General features: G+C 41.7%; 18 protein-coding genes and 1 rRNA gene. 6 read left to right on the top strand and 13 right to left on the bottom strand.

The genetic code is table 11. The annotated features are described in order from the left end of the window. The 5 genes from BMX79_RS01660 to BMX79_RS01640 all read right to left on the bottom strand — a co-directional run. A 16S ribosomal RNA gene (locus BMX79_RS01660) occupies window positions 1-214 on the bottom strand; the annotation flags it as partial. Between the two features lie 387 nt (window positions 215-601). Further along, window positions 602-1,147 carry a GNAT family N-acetyltransferase gene (locus BMX79_RS01655; protein WP_091478562.1) on the bottom strand — a complete coding sequence of 182 codons (546 nt, stop codon included), beginning with the start codon at window positions 1,145-1,147 and terminating at the stop codon, window positions 602-604. A 94-nt stretch (window positions 1,148-1,241) separates the two neighbouring features. Beyond that, complete coding sequence (locus BMX79_RS01650; RefSeq protein ID WP_091478560.1) at window positions 1,242-2,591, bottom strand: glucose-6-phosphate isomerase; 1,350 nt, start codon at window positions 2,589-2,591, stop codon at window positions 1,242-1,244. 30 nt (window positions 2,592-2,621) lie between these two features. Beyond that, the gene (locus tag BMX79_RS01645) at window positions 2,622-3,011 is read right to left on the bottom strand and encodes a hypothetical protein (RefSeq protein WP_091478558.1); all 390 of its coding nucleotides are present in this window, start codon (window positions 3,009-3,011) and stop codon (window positions 2,622-2,624) included. Window positions 3,012-3,046: 35 nt separating this feature from the next. Beyond that, on the bottom strand, window positions 3,047-3,439 hold the full coding sequence (locus BMX79_RS01640; protein WP_091268938.1) for a CvfD/Ygs/GSP13 family RNA-binding post-transcriptional regulator: 393 nt from the start codon (window positions 3,437-3,439) through the stop codon (window positions 3,047-3,049). A 156-nt stretch (window positions 3,440-3,595) separates the two neighbouring features. Here BMX79_RS01640 and BMX79_RS01635 point away from each other — a divergent pair, with 156 nt between their 5' ends. Continuing rightward, on the top strand, window positions 3,596-4,762 hold the full coding sequence (locus BMX79_RS01635; RefSeq protein WP_170230921.1) for a MalY/PatB family protein: 1,167 nt from the start codon (window positions 3,596-3,598) through the stop codon (window positions 4,760-4,762). 68 nt (window positions 4,763-4,830) lie between these two features. On the opposite strand, the gene BMX79_RS01630 is transcribed toward BMX79_RS01635, so the two are convergent. Both BMX79_RS01630 and BMX79_RS01625 read right to left on the bottom strand, forming a co-directional pair. Then, window positions 4,831-5,685 carry an ROK family protein gene (locus BMX79_RS01630; RefSeq protein WP_091478555.1) on the bottom strand — a complete coding sequence of 285 codons (855 nt, stop codon included), beginning with the start codon at window positions 5,683-5,685 and terminating at the stop codon, window positions 4,831-4,833. A 45-nt stretch (window positions 5,686-5,730) separates the two neighbouring features. Beyond that, window positions 5,731-6,321: a peptidylprolyl isomerase gene (locus BMX79_RS01625; protein WP_091478553.1), complete on the bottom strand. Its 591-nt coding sequence runs from the start codon at window positions 6,319-6,321 to the stop codon at window positions 5,731-5,733. Between the two features lie 151 nt (window positions 6,322-6,472). On the opposite strand from BMX79_RS01625, the gene BMX79_RS01620 reads away from it, so the two are divergent. The 3 genes from BMX79_RS01620 to BMX79_RS01610 are packed head-to-tail and all read left to right on the top strand — an operon-like array spanning window position 6,473 to window position 8,521. After that, window positions 6,473-6,955 (top strand): divergent PAP2 family protein, encoded by a 483-nt coding sequence (locus BMX79_RS01620; RefSeq protein ID WP_091478552.1) that lies wholly within the window; start codon window positions 6,473-6,475, stop codon window positions 6,953-6,955. Between the two features lie 28 nt (window positions 6,956-6,983). Further along, window positions 6,984-7,985 (top strand): NAD(P)/FAD-dependent oxidoreductase, encoded by a 1,002-nt coding sequence (locus BMX79_RS01615; protein WP_091478550.1) that lies wholly within the window; start codon window positions 6,984-6,986, stop codon window positions 7,983-7,985. Window positions 7,986-8,011: 26 nt separating this feature from the next. Then, window positions 8,012-8,521, top strand: coding sequence for a phosphatidylglycerophosphatase A family protein (locus BMX79_RS01610; RefSeq protein WP_091478548.1), 510 nt, complete (start codon window positions 8,012-8,014; stop codon window positions 8,519-8,521). A gap of 67 nt (window positions 8,522-8,588) precedes the next feature. Here BMX79_RS01610 and BMX79_RS01605 read toward each other — a convergent pair whose 3' ends face one another. From BMX79_RS01605 to cls, 6 genes are read right to left on the bottom strand one after another with little or no spacing between them, the layout of a single operon-like run. Next, window positions 8,589-9,215 carry a TIGR01906 family membrane protein gene (locus BMX79_RS01605; RefSeq protein ID WP_091478547.1) on the bottom strand — a complete coding sequence of 209 codons (627 nt, stop codon included), beginning with the start codon at window positions 9,213-9,215 and terminating at the stop codon, window positions 8,589-8,591. A gap of 1 nt (window position 9,216) precedes the next feature. After that, window positions 9,217-9,987: a 5' nucleotidase NucF gene (gene nucF, locus BMX79_RS01600; RefSeq protein WP_091478545.1), complete on the bottom strand. Its 771-nt coding sequence runs from the start codon at window positions 9,985-9,987 to the stop codon at window positions 9,217-9,219. Window positions 9,988-10,007: 20 nt separating this feature from the next. Continuing rightward, entirely contained in the window at window positions 10,008-10,721 is a 714-nt protein-coding gene (locus BMX79_RS01595) for a YutD family protein (RefSeq protein WP_170230922.1), read from the bottom strand. After that, window positions 10,718-12,118 carry a bifunctional metallophosphatase/5'-nucleotidase gene (locus BMX79_RS01590; protein WP_091478542.1) on the bottom strand — a complete coding sequence of 467 codons (1,401 nt, stop codon included), beginning with the start codon at window positions 12,116-12,118 and terminating at the stop codon, window positions 10,718-10,720. Before BMX79_RS01590 ends, BMX79_RS01595 begins: the two co-directional genes overlap by 4 nt. A 60-nt stretch (window positions 12,119-12,178) precedes the next feature. Further along, window positions 12,179-13,048 carry an MBL fold metallo-hydrolase gene (locus BMX79_RS01585; RefSeq protein WP_091478540.1) on the bottom strand — a complete coding sequence of 290 codons (870 nt, stop codon included), beginning with the start codon at window positions 13,046-13,048 and terminating at the stop codon, window positions 12,179-12,181. 15 nt (window positions 13,049-13,063) lie between these two features. After that, a complete protein-coding gene (cls, locus tag BMX79_RS01580; RefSeq protein ID WP_091478538.1) occupies window positions 13,064-14,611 on the bottom strand; it encodes a cardiolipin synthase in 1,548 nt (515 codons plus the stop codon). 145 nt (window positions 14,612-14,756) lie between these two features. On the opposite strand from cls, the gene BMX79_RS01575 reads away from it, so the two are divergent. Together BMX79_RS01575 and BMX79_RS01570 are read left to right on the top strand one after the other, a co-directional pair. Beyond that, window positions 14,757-15,335 (top strand): hypothetical protein, encoded by a 579-nt coding sequence (locus tag BMX79_RS01575; protein ID WP_091478537.1) that lies wholly within the window; start codon window positions 14,757-14,759, stop codon window positions 15,333-15,335. 209 nt (window positions 15,336-15,544) lie between these two features. Next, a complete protein-coding gene (locus tag BMX79_RS01570) occupies window positions 15,545-16,138 on the top strand; it encodes a ribonuclease H1 domain-containing protein (RefSeq protein ID WP_091478535.1) in 594 nt (197 codons plus the stop codon). Window positions 16,139-16,260 lie beyond the last annotated feature (122 nt).

The following is a 16,260-nucleotide window of genomic DNA, read 5'->3' as shown; positions in this document are numbered from 1 at the left end:
ATCTTTAATGATCTAAGCATGCGCTATGATCACCTATGCGGTATTAGCACCCGTTTCCGGATGTTATCCCCCTCTTATGGGCAGGTTCCCCACGTGTTACTCACCCGTTCGCCACTCATCCACACTCTGCAAGCAGAGTGCTTCAGCGTTCGACTTGCATGTATTAGGCATACCGCCAGCGTTCGTCCTGAGCCAGGATCAAACTCTCATTTTAAGTTTGACTTGCTCATAGTATTAATTGTGAGTTAACCATGTTAACTCGTTTGTTGCCTTCGACTCCAAAAGAATCGAAGACCCCTGCACATTTGGTTGTTTCTACTTTGTTCAGTTTTCAAAGATCTATCTCGTTCAGTTTGTGTTGTTCGTCTTTCGCAACAACTTTTATATCATACCATGTCGCTGTCTAAGCGTCAACCTTTTCCTGAAATATTTTTGTTTATTTCTTCAAAGTTGAAAGCGTTACCTTTGCTCGTATGACAGCTATTTTAGTATAGCTTATCGTCAATTACTTGTCAACGATTATTTCACTTTTTTTGTGTTGCTGTTACACATAAGTGTTTTGCAGCAACGAGATTAATAATAACAGGTATTTGGATCATCGTCAATACTTTTCAGTATCTTTTTTCACTTTCCATTCATAAAGGTTATAATCCTGCAGGCCTTCTCCGTTATCATAGTCATGGACTGTTTTTACATATTCAAATTCGTTCGCCTGATAAAATGAGTTTAAGTTTGGATTGCCTGCAATGCAGTCCAGCCTTATTCCTTGTTTCCCATTCTCTTTCGCAATCAACTGAGCTGCCTCCAGTAGAAACTTTCCTCTATTTTTTCCATGCTGGTCACTATCCAGTGCTATTCTGTGAAGGTAAAGATACTTCCTGCTTTTCTCTTCTCCCCATAAGTCTATATCCCACGGTGTCTGCTTATCCCAGAGAGCAAACGTGCCTAATATACTTTTGTCCTTATAGGCTAGATAGACCTCTTTTCTCTCTACCGCTGCCTGAATATTATGTACATCCTCTCCTTTAAGCAGACCGGCCCATTGTTCAGATCCTTTATGGTTCAGCCACACTGCTGTACTGTGCAGGATCTTTTTAATCTTTGGTATATCAGAAACTTCTGCTTCTGTTACTTTTATTCGATTCATTCCTTCTCCCCCTATAGCTAACAATCATACCTTATTTTCATATATAGGAAAAGAAAAAAGAAGAGCATAAATACTCTTCTTTAAAGATTCGATTTTATAGACGATTGTTTAATTCTTCCGCAAGATCCTCGAAACCAGGTTTTCCAAGTAAGGCAAACATGTTTTTCTTGTATGCCTCTACACCCGGCTGGTCAAATGGATTGACACTGTTCAGGTAACCTGATAAAGCTACTGCAATCTCAAAGAAGTAGAACAGGTAACCAAGCGTATGAGCAGACGTATCTGGAATAGTAACAACGAAGTTAGGCACTTCTCCATCAGTATGAGCAAGCAAAGTGCCTTCAAATGCTTTGGTGTTTACAAAATCTATTTCTTTTCCTTCCAGGTAACCTAAACCATCAAGGTCTTCTTTTTCGGTAGGAATTGACATTGACTTGACAGGTTTATCGATTTTAATCACTGTTTCGAACAGATTTCTTCTGCCTTCCTGAATGTACTGGCCTAACGAATGAAGATCTGTAGAGAAGTTGGCGCTGGATGGGTAGATTCCACGCTGGTCTTTTCCTTCTGATTCACCAAAGAGCTGTTTCCACCATTCAGAAAAATACTGAAGTTTTGGTTCGTAGTTAATCAGCAGTTCAGTGACTTTTCCTTTTCTGTATAGGATATTACGGAACGCAGCATACTGATACGCCAGATTATTTGTTAAATCATCTTCTGAAAAATCATTACGAGCCTGCGCTGCCCCTTCCATTAGTGCAGTGATGTCTCCCCCACCCACTGCAATTGGAAGCAGCCCAACTGCTGTCAGGACCGAAAAGCGCCCGCCGACATCATCAGGAATGACAAACGTCTCATATCCTTCTGCATCAGCTAGAGATTTCAGTGCTCCTTTTTCTTTGTCGGTAGTCGCATAAATTCTTCCTTTTGCATCTTCTTCCCCGTACTTGTCGATCAGCAGGCTCTTGAAGACTCTGAATGCTAGCGCAGGTTCAGTAGTTGTTCCTGATTTAGAGATCACGTTGACAGAGAAATCTTTATCTCCAATAACTTCTATTAAATCACTGATGTAAGTAGAGCTGATATTATTACCTGCAAAGAATATTTGAGGAGCATCTCGGTCTTCACTGTTTAACTCGTTGTAGAAAGAATGGGTAAGGAAATCCAAAGCGGCTTTGGCTCCAAGGTAAGACCCCCCGATTCCAATAACGACTAAAACGTCAGAATCTGATTTGATTTTCTGTGCAGCTTTCTCTATACGAGCAAACTCTTCTTTGTCGTAGTCTACAGGCAGATCGACCCAACCTAAAAAGTCATTTCCTGGACCAGTTTTCTCCTGGATCAGCTTGTGTGCTGCATCGACTTGCGGCTGCATGTTTTTCAGTTCTTCTTCATTAATGAATTGTCCAACCACTTTTGAGTAGTCAAAATTGATTTTAGTCATATTATCATCCTCCAAAATTGATTAATTTGCTTATATAAGTAGAAATTGCGGAACACCAGAAATTTTCCATTGTTCCAATGTGGTGATCACGTTTTCTGAATGTACCCATGACAGATCCGTATTTTCGGTTAATAAGTCATCCGGGCGGTCGAGGTCGTCGTTTTCATAAATGAAAACGAACAGTGGGATCCGGTTGTCGTCTACGATGGCATTAGTCAGTTCATTTAGTTCTAGCTTTTCAATGTCCAGTTTGCATACTTGCTTAAGCCTGTCGATTACACTGGCAAGGCCTGTTTGTTTGGGCTTTACAGTTGTTGCTAAAAAAGCAAAGCCTTCATCCTGTTTCCTTACAAGGAACACATACCGTCCATTTTCATCTTTTACAAGAATCGTACATGCAACATAATGATTTTCTTTCATCAAGTTTATTAACACCTTTCTAAGCAAATAATCAGTCAGCCGTTTCTTCTGCTGTTCTTTTGTGCATCGATTTCATTCAGTGCCTGTTCTACCCACTTCGGCAGCTTGTCTTCGATCGACTTAAATCCGATTCCAGTTTTCTTCCCATAACGGGCGATGTTACGTTTGTTTGAAAAAGGATGGAATTTGGGTTTATGCAGACTTCTTAGTGACAGGCTGATTTTCCCGGAATATTCGTCAATGTCCATAATGATGACATCCACCATGTCTCCTTTATTGATGACATCGGAGATGCTTTTGATATATCCGTGTTTTAATTCAGATATATGTATGAGGCCCTGTGTTTCATCATCTATCGCTACAAACACTCCATATGGCTGGATCCCGATGACTTTTCCTCTAACTTTTTGTCCTATTTTGTACACCATGAATTCCCCTCTCCGTCATCATGGTTTTCATGAAATCATCCTATAGTAGTATAGCATGAAATGAAAAATATTGGAAACCATGCTTCGTTTAAACTCACCTTGCATTTCGACTATGTTTGGCTAATACTATGGGTAAAGACCATTAGAGGTGATGTTATGGATTTTGACAAAGTGATTGACCGCCATAAGACTGGTAGTGTCAAGTGGGATTTGACAGAGGAACTATTCAACAGTCCTGATGCTTTACCAATGTGGGTGGCTGATATGGACTTTGATAATCCTGAACCAGTAAAGAAAGCATTGAAGTCGATGATCGATAATGACATTTTAGGCTATACTTTCCCGAAAGACAGTTTGTACGATTCGATAATCAACTGGCAGAACTCTCATCACGACATGCATATAGAAAAAGAAATGATTCTTTTTTCACCTGGGGTCCTGTCTTCTATCGCTGTGTCAGTTCAGAGCTTTACCGAAGCCGGTGATACTGTTCTGGTTCATGACCCTGTCTACCCTCCGTTCTGTTCAATAGTAGAAAATAACAACCGGAACATACTCACTTCAGCTCTTGTAATAAAAGATGGACAGTACGTCATGAATTTCGAAGAGATTGAATCTATTTTGAAAAGACCGGATGTGACTCTATTCATTTTAAGTAACCCTCATAATCCTGGCGGGAGAGTTTGGAATGAGCACGAATTGACTGAACTAGTTAACCTATGTATACATCATAAAGTCATTTTGATCAGTGATGAGATACACAGTGACCTGGTATACAGCGGCCACACCTGCATTTCACCAGTTACTCTTAATGACCAATTTAAAAAATGGGTAGTCACGCTTCATTCTCCAACAAAAACATTTAATATTGCAGGTGTTAAATTGTCTTATGCTCTTATTTACGATCAAGATTTAAAAAATCGCTTTGTCTCTGTTCAACATCAGACGGAACTTGATGCAGTGAACAGTTTTGGGATGATAGCCACGGAAGCAGCGTTTAATCACGGAGAGTCCTGGCGCAGCGAACTCATGGCGTATCTGACACTTAACCGAACGTATATTATTAATTATTTCGATAAGTACCTTCCTCACGTAAGCTATATGGTCCCGCAGTCTACTTATCTGTTCTGGTTTGATGCTTCTATCCTTAACATAGAACCTGAACATTTAAAGAATCACTTTGCAGAAAAAGGTAGGATCGCTTTAAATGACGGCATCAGTTATGGACAGAACGGCAAATGCTTCATGCGACTGAATTTTGCAGTACCTGAATCCGTACTCAAAGATGGACTGAACAGAATCAGGAAAGTATTCGAACAATAAAAAAAGTCCCTTCAGGAATATGAGCCACTAATTAAAGTGGCGACCGAAAAACCTGACGGGACTTTTCGTTATAATGCGCGTTGAGCGAGTATGAGACAGCCAGTAATGCCAGCATCATCTTTCAGTTGTGGTGAGACGATGTATTCTTCCATATCGGGAGTTTGTACATAGTCATTCATCAGACGTGTGAATTCGTCTCTGATGAGCGGGAAAAGCTGAGTCTGTTTCATGACTCCTCCGCCTAGAATAATTTTCTCAGGGCTAAGTGTCAATGTATAGCTCATCAGCGCCTGGGCAAGATAATAAGCTTCAATCTCCCAGACTTCCTCGGTATCTGCCAGTTCCTGAGCTTTCTTCCCATAGCGTTTTTCAATTGCCGGTCCAGCTGCAAGCCCTTCAAGGCAGTCTCCGTGATAAGGACAGTGGCCTTTAAAATGATCTTCAGGATGTTTCCGTACAAGGATGTGTCCCATTTCCGGATGTCCAAATCCTTCAACAGGTTCTCCTTTGATCACCGCTCCGCCACCTACCCCGGTACCTACTGTAAGGTAGAGACAGGAGTGTTTCCCCTTAGCCGCACCATAGGTCAGTTCCCCTAAAGCCGCAGCGTTTACGTCTGTGGTCCAGCCCATAGGGACAGAATATCTTTCTTTCATTACTCCGATAAAATCAGTGTGTTCCCAGGCGGTTTTCGGGGTAGATGTAATGTACCCGTAAGTTTCTGATTCTAAGTTGACGTCTATTGGTCCAAATGATCCGATACCGATGGCGCTGACGTCATACTGATCAAAAAATTTGAACACTTTCTCAAACGTTTCTTCTGGAGTCGTGGTCGGGATCGACTGTCTTTCTATAATGTTGAACTCATCATCGCTGACAGCCAATACAAATTTCGTTCCTCCGGCTTCTATCGCACCTAACATGTCATGCCTCCTAAACTGATAATAATACTGATTGAATGGTCCTTATTAGTTTTGGATCGTGACCGTTTCAATAATGATATCTTTATTAGGTTTATCCATTGCGTTTCTTTCTACATTCTGGATTGCTTCAGCTACTTCGTATCCTTCAACGACATGACCAAAGACAGTGTGTTTCTGATCCAGCCAAGGGGTACCACCTTTTTCTTTATACGCTTCAATAATTTCTTCAGGGAATCCTGCACCTTCCAGTTGAGAAACCATTTGAGCTGGAATATCGTTCATAGTCACGATGAAGAACTGACTTGAGTTAGTATTTGGTCCAGCATTGGCCATGGAAAGTGCGCCGTTCAGGTTGAACAGTGATGGACTGAATTCATCTTCGAAGTTCCCCCCGAAAAAGCTTTCGCCTCCCATTCCGCTTCCAGTAGGGTCTCCACCTTGTATCATAAAGTTTGGAATGACACGGTGAAAAATTACGCCGTCATAATATCCTTTTTCTGATAGTCCGACAAAGTTTTCTACTGTTTTAGGCGCCTCTTCAGGAAAGAGCTGGATAGTGATGTCACCCATGCTGGTTTTGACTACAGCTTTTGGTCCAGTTACCTGATCCAGGTTTAATTGTGGAAATTGATTCATTCGTATTCCTCCTAATGATTATCTCTATTCAGTGTACCTCAGTTCTGTTGGAATGCCAATAACTTTCTAATTGTAACACTTTTTAATCATCATCAGCATTTATTCATGTTATTATTAAGAAGGTTTTTATTTTAATCAAAGGAAGATTTTCATGACACTATTTAACAATTATCCATTGGTAGCTGCTTTTTCAGCTATTATTATTTCTCAGATCATCAAAGTCCCTGTTGCTCTCTTACTGAACAGGCCGTCATCAGTAGCACTCGCCACATCGACTGGTGGAATGCCCAGTTCTCATTCGGCAGGAGTAACTGCCCTCGTAACGAGTATGATATCAGAATACGGCATTCAGTCACCTTATGTAGCAATTGCGGCCACATTCGGAGTCATCGTTATGTTCGATTCTATGGGTGTCAGACGTCAGAGTGGGGAACATGGTATTCTGATCAATGAACTGCTGGCAGATTTCGAGAATTTCAGAAAGATGTTCACTCATCAGACTCAGGAAGAAATCGAAGCAATGAAGGAAGAAGAAAAGCAGTCCAGAGAATATCTTGGACATAAACCGATCGAAGTCTTTTTCGGAATTCTTTCAGGCATTGTGATCGCGTTGATCATCGGCCTGCTATATTGATTTACAGTTTTATTATGGAGGGTTTGTTTTGGATCTGTCAGAAGAACTATACGATATCACTATAATAGGCGGTGGGCCTATAGGCATGTTCGCAGCTTTTTATGCGGGTATGAGAAATGCAAAAACTAAACTGATCGAATCATTACCTGTTCTGGGCGGACAAGTGTCTCTCCTCTATCCGGAGAAAACTATTTATGATGTTGGAGGATACGCAGGGGTTACTGGAAAAGAACTGGTTCACCAGCTGACTGCCCAGATGCAGCACTTCGATCAGACGATCTGTCTCGAGGAAAAGGTACTGGCCATTGACAAACTGGACGATCAGCTTTTTAAATTAACGACCACTAAAGGCAGTCACTATTCTAAGACAGTAATCATTACAACTGGTCAGGGTTCGTTCAGTCCGAGAACATTATCGCTTCCAAATGCAGAAGTTTTCGAGGAAGCTAACCTGCATTATATTGTCAAAGATCTGGAGCAGTATAAACACAAGACTGTCGTCATCTGCGGCGGCGGGGATACAGCAGTAGACTGGGCACTGACTCTTGAGCCCATTGCAAAAAAAGTCATTCTTGTTCACCGACGAGAGCGGTTCAGGGCCCATGAAGGCTCTGTGGAGATGGTAAAGTCTTCAAACATTGAGGTTCTTACCCCCTATGTTCCCCACAATCTCGTCGAAGAAAACGGCCATCTTAAAGCCGTAGAATTTAAAGAAACACGTGGAGATAATACGCTCTCTATCGATCTGGATTATTTCATTGTCAATTATGGGTTCGTTTCTTCACTGGGACCAGTAAAGGACTGGAATATTGCTCTTGAACAGACCGATATCGTCGTCAATTCGAAAATGGAAACATCGATCGAAGGAATATATGCTGCAGGTGACAGCATGACCTTTAATGGCAAAATAAAGCTGATTGCGACGGGTTTTGGAGAGGCCCCTACTGCAGTCAATCATGCGATTCACTCGATTTATCCAAATGAACATGCTCAACCGATCCAAAGTACGAAATTATCTTTTGAAGATTAATTATACACTAATAAGGAGGAGTCAACATGGTTCAATCAGGTTCAGAACTGCATAAAGTAGCTTTAAAGAGATTAAAAGACAGAGGGGTGACGCTGGAAGAAATTGCCGAACTGGTTTATGATCTTCAGAAACCTTATCTCTCAGAAATCACCATGGAGTTATGTCTGGATAATGTTCAGGCTGTCATTAGAAAACGCGAGGTCCAGAACGCCATTCTAACTGGAATAGAGCTTGACGTTTTATGCGAAGAAAACAAATTGTCCAGCCCGCTTCAGGAAATCATTAAAGAAGATGAGGGACTATACGGGATTGATGAGATTCTCGCTTTATCCATTGTCAACGTGTACGGATCGATCGGCTTCACCAACTACGGGTTTTTAGACAAGACCAAGCCAAAAGTCATCAGTCGACTCGATGATCACAAGAACACACAGGAGACACATACCTTCCTGGACGATATAGTCGGTGCAATCGCCGCGGCTGCAGCAAGTCGGGTCGCACACGATAATCCTGAAATCTCAGATGTTATGAAATAACAGATAAAGACCGGTCACTTACAGACGCCTGCCTGATTGGGCAGGCTCATGTAAGTGGCCGGTCTTATTAATTGAATCCACGTTTTTTGCTGTACCAGTACATCCCGATGAATGCTCCTTCTATGAGAATGAAAAATAGAATGAAGCAGTACATAAAGAATTCCTGTGGAAGTGCCAGGATAATGGGATCCGTAGCGGGATTGAACAGCCAGTCATCGTTGTTGAAGAAAATCTCGTGAAATATAACGAACATTCTGTCGAAGTTTACGGCCAGGAAAAAAAGCAGTGCAGGCGGGACTAAACTTGCAATAAAGAATGGTCTCTGAAGTGTCCATATCTTTCTCTTTCTTTTGAGATATCTCATGTAAAAGAAACTGGCTACACCGGAAACAATCAGTATCCCGTAATTAATGTAAAACAGAATCTTGACTTCCCAGAAATGAAACAGTCCACTCTCTGAACTCGGAAAATCTGGAAACTCCAGTTCAGTGATCCAAGGAAAATGGAGATACCTTAGGAGCACGTAGTAATTGTCCATTATTGCTTCGTATGTCATATTCAACCGTTCCGGCAGATCATGAACCGTGACAGTCAGCTGGTAAAGTGGAATAAACAAGATGACAACCGCAATACTTGCAGTGATGATCAGGAGGATCAGACTCGTTACACCTCCTGCTTTTCTTAGAGCATTCATTCTAAACACTCCAGTCATCCAAGGTGTCTATCACAAAAGTCGGCTGATCAGCAAACTGGTCAAGATCATCTTTTGATGTAAAGCCAGTGAGTACAAGAAGTGTATCGATTCCGTTGTTGATCCCAGCAAGGATGTCCGTCTCATAATTGTCTCCGACCATCAGAACCTCTTCACGGTTCAGACCTATTTTCTTAAGAGCTGACTCCATGATGTAACTCTCCGGCTTTCCAATAAAGGTCGGTTCAACTCGTGTCGATTTTTCTATAAGGGCGACTAGAGAGCCCGCTCCAGGTACGAGGCCCAACTCATTAGGTAAGTTCGTGTCTTTGTTAGTCGCAATGAATGAAGCCCCGTTCTGAATGGCAAGACTGGCGATCATACATTTTTCATAGGTCAGGCCTGTATCCAAACCAACAACTACATGATCAATATCCTCTTCGACAATCTCACACCCCACCTGTTCCAGGGCTTCAATAAGACCTCTCTCTCCGACAACAAACACTCTGTTGCCTTCCAGATTTTTCACATAATCAGCTGTGGCCAAAGAGCTGGTGTAGACTTCATCAGCCTCTGCGGGGACATTGAACTGGGCTTTCAATTTAACAGCCACTTCTTCCGGACTGCTGGTGGAATTGTTAGTCAGGAATACATAAGGAGTCTGGCTTTTTTTTAGTTGACGGATAAAACGAGGGGCTTGTTCGATCGGTTCTTTACCTTTGTACATAGTTCCGTCCAGATCGATAAGGTATCCTTTATACTTATGGTCAGTCATTGGGAGGCTCCTTTACTTAATTACTTTTTCTTTCTGATCTGAAAGCGAGTGCTTCCTTTTTCATTTTTCACTTCTTTTACTTTTTCAGTCTTTTTCGTGTTAGGCTTGCTTTCAGATCTGCTTTTTTTAGTGAAAGATTTCTTATCTGTTTTCTTCTTAGCAGATTCATTTGATTTCTTCTGCGGTTCATGTGATGGCTTTTTAGGTGAGTCTTTTGCAGGCTTGGACCTAGTAGGCTGGTTCTGTTTCTGTCCGGAAGATTTCCTTCTAGACTTTTCTGACCTTCTTTTTTGAGGTTTTTTCTGAGATTGTTTGAACTGAGGGTCAGGATTAGGATACGACCGCTGTTTTTTCTTTGTTTCAAGACTTTCAAGGACAAAATAAGCACAGCCGAAACTGCAGTATTCACTTAAATAGTCTTCAAGATGACCGATTTTCATATCGATCGGTGCTTTTTTGTTACTGTCGTGATAAAAGCCTCTTAATCTTAGTTTGCCATATGACATGTCTCCAACGATAAAGTCATACTTTTCCAGTAAATCGCTATACCGGTCTTCAAGCAGTTCCAGATCAAGCGCTTCTCTATAATTCTCTTTTATTGAATATTTGTCGCCTGCAATCTCAAGTGTCTCGGCATCAAGTTTTTTTACTACTTTTTCATCATTTCTGACCAGTTCCTCAATCTTGTCCTCAGTGCCTGGTCGTCCTATATTCTTTTCTTTATTGTCTGTCACGATGATTCTTTCCTTTCATTTAATGAATTCGAATTCTGGTGTGCAATATAATTCCCGACGATTGTTCTCAAGAAGTCGGGACTGATCATTCTAACAGAGGTCTGAGCCTGCAGCTCCGGAAAGAAAGGAACATATAGAAAATAGTCGACCGTGATCAATTTATACTCTCTGTTCTGATCAAGTTCTTTTCCATTGATATAGATGCCCTCTTTTATCCTTTTGATCCCCTGAAAATAAAGACTCCCGAATATCTTTCCTCTAAATCCATATCCTTTCACAGGCAGCATTTTCAGCTTTTCTTTCTGCTGCTCCATTTGATTAAGCAGTCGCTTTAGACTTCTTCCATCCATGCTTACCTCGACTACTCTCATCGGGTGAGGAAGAGCTTCATGCAGCTGTCTCCGGTTGATCAACCCTTTGGGAAGCGACTCTAAGAAAAGCCCTGTATTGACCACACCTATAGTGGTATCACTTAAACTTGTCATAGCTGCAAGCGTCAATGATATCAGGTTCGGTTCTGCAACCTGCTCTTTGTTAAGTGGCTGCTTCAATTCCCCAAGAACTTCATGCTCCAGCATCCTGTTTCCTATTCTGTAGAGTTCATTCATATCCACATGTTCATCAGGAACTGGATCAACCTGTGAACGGACATCGATTACTTCGGCAGCCATCAGTATCTGATTGCCTTTATCGTATTCTAGCGTAATTTTCCCTACATGCGTACCAAATTTTCCAGCACCGGCTATCAGTGTGCCTTCGATCATTTCACCTTCCGGCAGCAGATGGTGGGTATGTCCCCCCATGATTACAAGCACTTCGGGGTAGCGTTCAGCTATCTCCCTGTCAGTGGGCAGGCCAAGGTGGCTTAACAGAATAAATCCGTCTACCTTGTTTCTGTATGTCCTGACCAGTTCATCAAGTACGTCGAAAGGGTCCTCTACATTCCATCCCAATGAGTCATAACTCATCGGCAGCGGAATAGTCAGACCAACTAATGCAAATGTATGCTGGCCTTTAGTTTTGAGCAGGAGTACTTCTCTTGCCCAGTCCGGTCGGCTCTCTGTTTCTTTATCTTTTAAATTGGATACGACCACTTCATATCTAGCTTCGGAAAACAAGTCATTAAGCTGATCTTTAGTGTTTCCGATTCCCTCATTGTTTCCTATAGTCACAGCATCGTAAGATCCATCATGAAGCAGCTCCGCAATTGCTTTCCCGTTAGTTGCTTCGGTCAGAGGATGGACTCGATCTGTAGCATCTCCGTCATCAAAAACATATACTGTTTCCTTTTTACTCATCAGCCTTTGTTTCTCCTGAGTCAGATAGCGTGCTATTCTGGGCCAGTAAGAAAGCTGAGAATGAATATCGTTTGTATGATAGATCGTAATCTTTTCCATTGTTTCTCCTCCAGCTTTATACTATCACATTCGACCCCAAACTCCTATTTTTGAGTGATTTCAGGGGTGAAATGATACAGCTGGTTCTTTGGTCCTTTTCAGTGACCAGCTAATTTCCCTGGTCTCCTTATCGAATGTCAGTGCTCTGTAATACGCATCATGATAATAAAGAAACGTCCATCCTTCTTCCAGTCCTCTGTTGATCCAAGTCTCTTTTGCTTCGATGGAATCGAGCGGATGGTCATCAAAGGCAGTGACCCATAACGGGTTGAGATGTGCATGTGTAGGGAAGACATCCGATAAATGTACTGCAACCTTATTTCCATCCGTAATTTTAACCAGACATTGCCCTGGACTATGACCTCCTATATAGATCAGTTCAATTCCTTTTCCTACTTCAATCGAATCATCGAAACAAGTTATCTGAGAAGCGATCGCACGCCAATTATTTTCCCAGTATGTTCCGCTCGTACGTTTTGAAGGATGCTGTATCGCATCCCACTCCCTGCTCTCAACAAAAATCTGCGCATTCGGAAACACCGGTACTTTCCGACCGTCGACATCTTTCACTAAGCCGGTAACATGGTCAAAGTGCATATGGGTCATGAGCACTCTGTCAATGTCCCCTGGTTCAAATCCTAGTAAGGCCAGGTCTTCTTCGATGGTCGATTCTTCATAGGCTCCGTAGATCATCTTCTGTTTGTCCGAGAGTCGCCCCCTACCAATCCCTGCATCAATGAGTGAAAGCATGCCATTTTTTTCAACGAGCATCGGTTCAGTCACGAGTTCGATCTGATTTTTTTTATTGCACGGGTAGCGACGGCTCCACAACGGTTTCGGTACCGGTCCAAACATGGCCCCTCCATCCATCATGGTCACTCCTCCGTTTAACCAGGTTATCTTAGTCGATCCAATTGTCAGCGAGTCCATAGGCTCATCCTTTCTTTACATCAGCGGGGCAAATAGTCTCAGTACACTTTTTGTCAGACGTCTGACGGGAGACTGATTTACCGTTTGATCAGTCATCAGTTCACTGGACCTGATCGTTTCGTCAAAATCTTTTCTAATGTCATGCATGATTGTTCCCCCAAATAACATTACAGCATTCTCAAAATGGAGGTATAAGCTTCGGTAATCAAAATTGATGGTGCCGACAAGTGCTGCTTCATCATCCACTAGAACAGTCTTTGCATGCATGAACCCTGGTGTATACTCATATATACTGATGCCTGCCTCTATCAGTTCAGAGTAGTAAGATCGTGTGGTCATGTGTACGAGATACTTATCCCATTTCTTAGGCGTAATGATTTTTACATCGATTCCACTTTCGGCTGCCAGTATGAGTGCAGTTTCAAGATTTTCATCTAGTATCAGATAAGGGGTGTAAATATACACCGATTCTTTTGCAGCATGTATCATTTTAATCAATACATGTTCGCCAAAGTTTTTCTTGTCAGTCGGACTGTCAGAGAAGGGCTGGACATACTGGGTTGACTTGGCCTCACTTGTACTGGTCTCCCAGCTAACAGGTTGGAGGCTTTTTAAATCTTCAGTATCTATATGACTGTCCATAGACTGCCATAACTGAAGGAAAATGAGTGTCAGACCCCAGGCTCCTTTCCCTGTCAGCTTTATCCCATTGTCTTTCCAGTGACCGAACCTCTCGATTTCATTAATATATTCATCAGCTATATTTATTCCGCCAGTAAATGCAACTTTTCCGTCGATTGAAAGGATCTTTCTGTGATCCCGGTTATTTTGTGAAGAGGTAAGGATAGGATGGAATGGGTTATATATTCGACAATTGATTCCCTTTTCTTCCAACTGCTCTTTTATATTGGATGGCAAGGTAACGAAACTGCCAATGTCATCATACATGACACGGACATTTACTCCCTGCTCTGCCTTTTCCACCAGCAAGTCAAGCAGCTTTTCCCACATCTTTCCTTCCGCCACAATAAAAAATTCAAAAAATATGTAAGACTCTGCTTTAATGATTGCTTCCTGCATAGCCTCAAAATATGATTCTCCAATAGGATAGTAGTCTGTCTCAGTGTGATCATAGACTGGAAAGCCACCAGCATATGTCAGATAATGCATCAGTCTGGCATGATGAGGATAATCAGTTTTCGCTTCGTTTAAAACTGGCTCCTCTTGTCCAGCAAATGAGAAATGAACCTGGTAAATCTGTTCGAGTTTTGCCTGAAGTTTTTTTGTTTGAGTCTGTCTATTAAATATTAAATAAAATAAAGTGCCGTAAACAGGAAAAATAAGGACCTGAAGAATCCATGTGATTTTATAAGCTTCTTTTCCTTTCTTCCAGACAACATGAAGAGCCACACCTATCGACAGCATGGTAAACACTGTCTCCCAGAAAATGGAATAGGCCAGCGACTGGTTAACTACGAACCCAAAAATCGCAAATTGAATAATAATTAACAGCGCCAGTATGACCCGTCTTTTAAATAATTGCATCAACCATTTTTTGCTCAAGTTTTTCACTCCTTCGTCCTCTGTTAAGCCTACCTTTTTTATTCAGCTTTGTCACAATCTCAATAAGGGTTTTTAGTTTATACGCTTCCATATGTATGTTAAGTTTATCATGAGAGCAACTAATATTATTGAAAGGGGTCGTCGCATGCTTAAAAAGAAAAAGACAGGTCTGGTAATAGGCTTGTTTACCTTGTTATCTCTGTTGATGTTTGTCGGATTGTTTCGATCTGTTATTCCAGTTTTTCCTGATCATGCCTTATCGATGATCGTGGGTATTCTGGCTTATCTGTCGCTAAGCTTCATTATCCTTACCTCTGAATGGAAACAGAAAATAGCCACAGCTTTTGCCGGAGTCACCGGTGCAGTGATGATCGGGTTCCATCTAATAGCAGAAATGAGTCTGATAGCTGCCATTCGTTTTCCGGCTATGACTAATCCATTCGGATATGCCGCCCTTGCTGCATTCATAACAGCTCTGGTAATGAAAGTCTTAAGTAGAATCGATCAGTGGAGCAGGATCAGACAGTACGTTCACGGTGTTCTGACTATTGGAGTCGGATTTGTTTACTGGCATGTAGCATCAATTGGTATTGTCGCCACCACCTGGCTCTTCATTGTTCCTTTTACAGCTATTCTCGTATGGACACTGTATCACTTCGTGAGCGTCATCATATTGAACAAGAAAAGATTTGCCCTTTTATCTCCAGAAGACACACAAGTCTAATGCGATACTTATTTCATATCAATGTCTAGATTCCAGACACCTTTTCTACATCCTTAACGTGATGAGTGAAGGTGTCTTTTCTTTTACACGGGTATACTGAAAAGGGCTCACTCATTATTTATAATAAGAGAACAGGCCGGAGCCTCATATTGACATTTACTCCATTCTCTTCTAGAGTAAGATAAGATTGAATGAATTAAGGAGTACATATGCCAAAAAAATATTATGCAGTAAAAAAAGGAAGACAGACAGGTGTTTTTACAACCTGGAGCGATGCTCAAAAAGTGATTTCAGGCTACTCTAATGCAGAATTCAAGTCGTTCACGACTAAAACTGAGGCCGAAGATTATCTGAAGGGATCAGATTCTGCTTCTATTGAAGAAACGCCGGAGTCGGTGATTGCCTACGTAGATGGATCGTTCGATAAGCGGGCAAAAAAATACAGTTACGGTGTAGTCATGATCAAAGACGGAAAGGTAGTTGATGAGCTGTCTAATGCTGCAGATGATCCGAAGTATGCTGAAAGCTTTCAGATTGCTGGCGAATGTTTCGGAGCCTTGAATGCAATCAAATGGGCAGTCAGTCATGGCTACCAATCGGTTATCATTCACTACGACTATCTAGGCATTGAGATGTGGGCAACAGAACGCTGGAAAGCCAATAAAACAGTTTCAAAAGACTATGTCACCTACTTCAAGAAATATGCTCAGGAAATCAATGTACATTTTGTAAAAGTTAAAGCCCACACTGGTGTCCTTTACAATGAACGGGCCGACCAGCTGGCCAAACTTGCATTGAAATAAAGATCAGGACTGGAGAACAATCGCTTTTTATTAATTAGGTTGAAGAACGGGTCAATTAGTAAAACCGTCAGACTAAGGAATTGAACTTCCTTTGTCTGACGGTATTTTATCTATTTTGATTC

This window comes from Alkalibacterium pelagium, from assembly GCF_900109325.1.
GTDB lineage: Bacteria > Bacillota > Bacilli > Lactobacillales > Carnobacteriaceae_A > Alkalibacterium > Alkalibacterium pelagium.
Note: the sequence above shows the minus strand (reverse complement) of the source record. Positions and strands in the feature narration are given on the sequence as shown.

What these genes read in the sequence shown, in the direction of transcription:
- BMX79_RS01655 (WP_091478562.1), bottom strand. Translation starts at nt 1,147, where the DNA reads ATGAATCGAATAAAAGTAACAGAAGCAGAAGTTTCTGATATACCAAAG.
- BMX79_RS01650 (WP_091478560.1), bottom strand. Translation starts at nt 2,591, where the DNA reads ATGACTAAAATCAATTTTGACTACTCAAAAGTGGTTGGACAATTCATT.
- BMX79_RS01645 (WP_091478558.1), bottom strand. Translation starts at nt 3,011, where the DNA reads ATGAAAGAAAATCATTATGTTGCATGTACGATTCTTGTAAAAGATGAA.
- BMX79_RS01640 (WP_091268938.1), bottom strand. Translation starts at nt 3,439, where the DNA reads ATGGTGTACAAAATAGGACAAAAAGTTAGAGGAAAAGTCATCGGGATC.
- BMX79_RS01635 (WP_170230921.1), top strand. Translation starts at nt 3,596, where the DNA reads ATGGATTTTGACAAAGTGATTGACCGCCATAAGACTGGTAGTGTCAAG.
- BMX79_RS01630 (WP_091478555.1), bottom strand. Translation starts at nt 5,685, where the DNA reads ATGTTAGGTGCGATAGAAGCCGGAGGAACGAAATTTGTATTGGCTGTC.
- BMX79_RS01625 (WP_091478553.1), bottom strand. Translation starts at nt 6,321, where the DNA reads ATGAATCAATTTCCACAATTAAACCTGGATCAGGTAACTGGACCAAAA.
- BMX79_RS01620 (WP_091478552.1), top strand. Translation starts at nt 6,473, where the DNA reads ATGACACTATTTAACAATTATCCATTGGTAGCTGCTTTTTCAGCTATT.
- BMX79_RS01610 (WP_091478548.1), top strand. Translation starts at nt 8,012, where the DNA reads ATGGTTCAATCAGGTTCAGAACTGCATAAAGTAGCTTTAAAGAGATTA.
- BMX79_RS01605 (WP_091478547.1), bottom strand. Translation starts at nt 9,215, where the DNA reads ATGAATGCTCTAAGAAAAGCAGGAGGTGTAACGAGTCTGATCCTCCTG.
- nucF (WP_091478545.1), bottom strand. Translation starts at nt 9,987, where the DNA reads ATGACTGACCATAAGTATAAAGGATACCTTATCGATCTGGACGGAACT.
- BMX79_RS01590 (WP_091478542.1), bottom strand. Translation starts at nt 12,118, where the DNA reads ATGGAAAAGATTACGATCTATCATACAAACGATATTCATTCTCAGCTT.
- BMX79_RS01585 (WP_091478540.1), bottom strand. Translation starts at nt 13,048, where the DNA reads ATGGACTCGCTGACAATTGGATCGACTAAGATAACCTGGTTAAACGGA.
- BMX79_RS01575 (WP_091478537.1), top strand. Translation starts at nt 14,757, where the DNA reads ATGCTTAAAAAGAAAAAGACAGGTCTGGTAATAGGCTTGTTTACCTTG.
- BMX79_RS01570 (WP_091478535.1), top strand. Translation starts at nt 15,545, where the DNA reads ATGCCAAAAAAATATTATGCAGTAAAAAAAGGAAGACAGACAGGTGTT.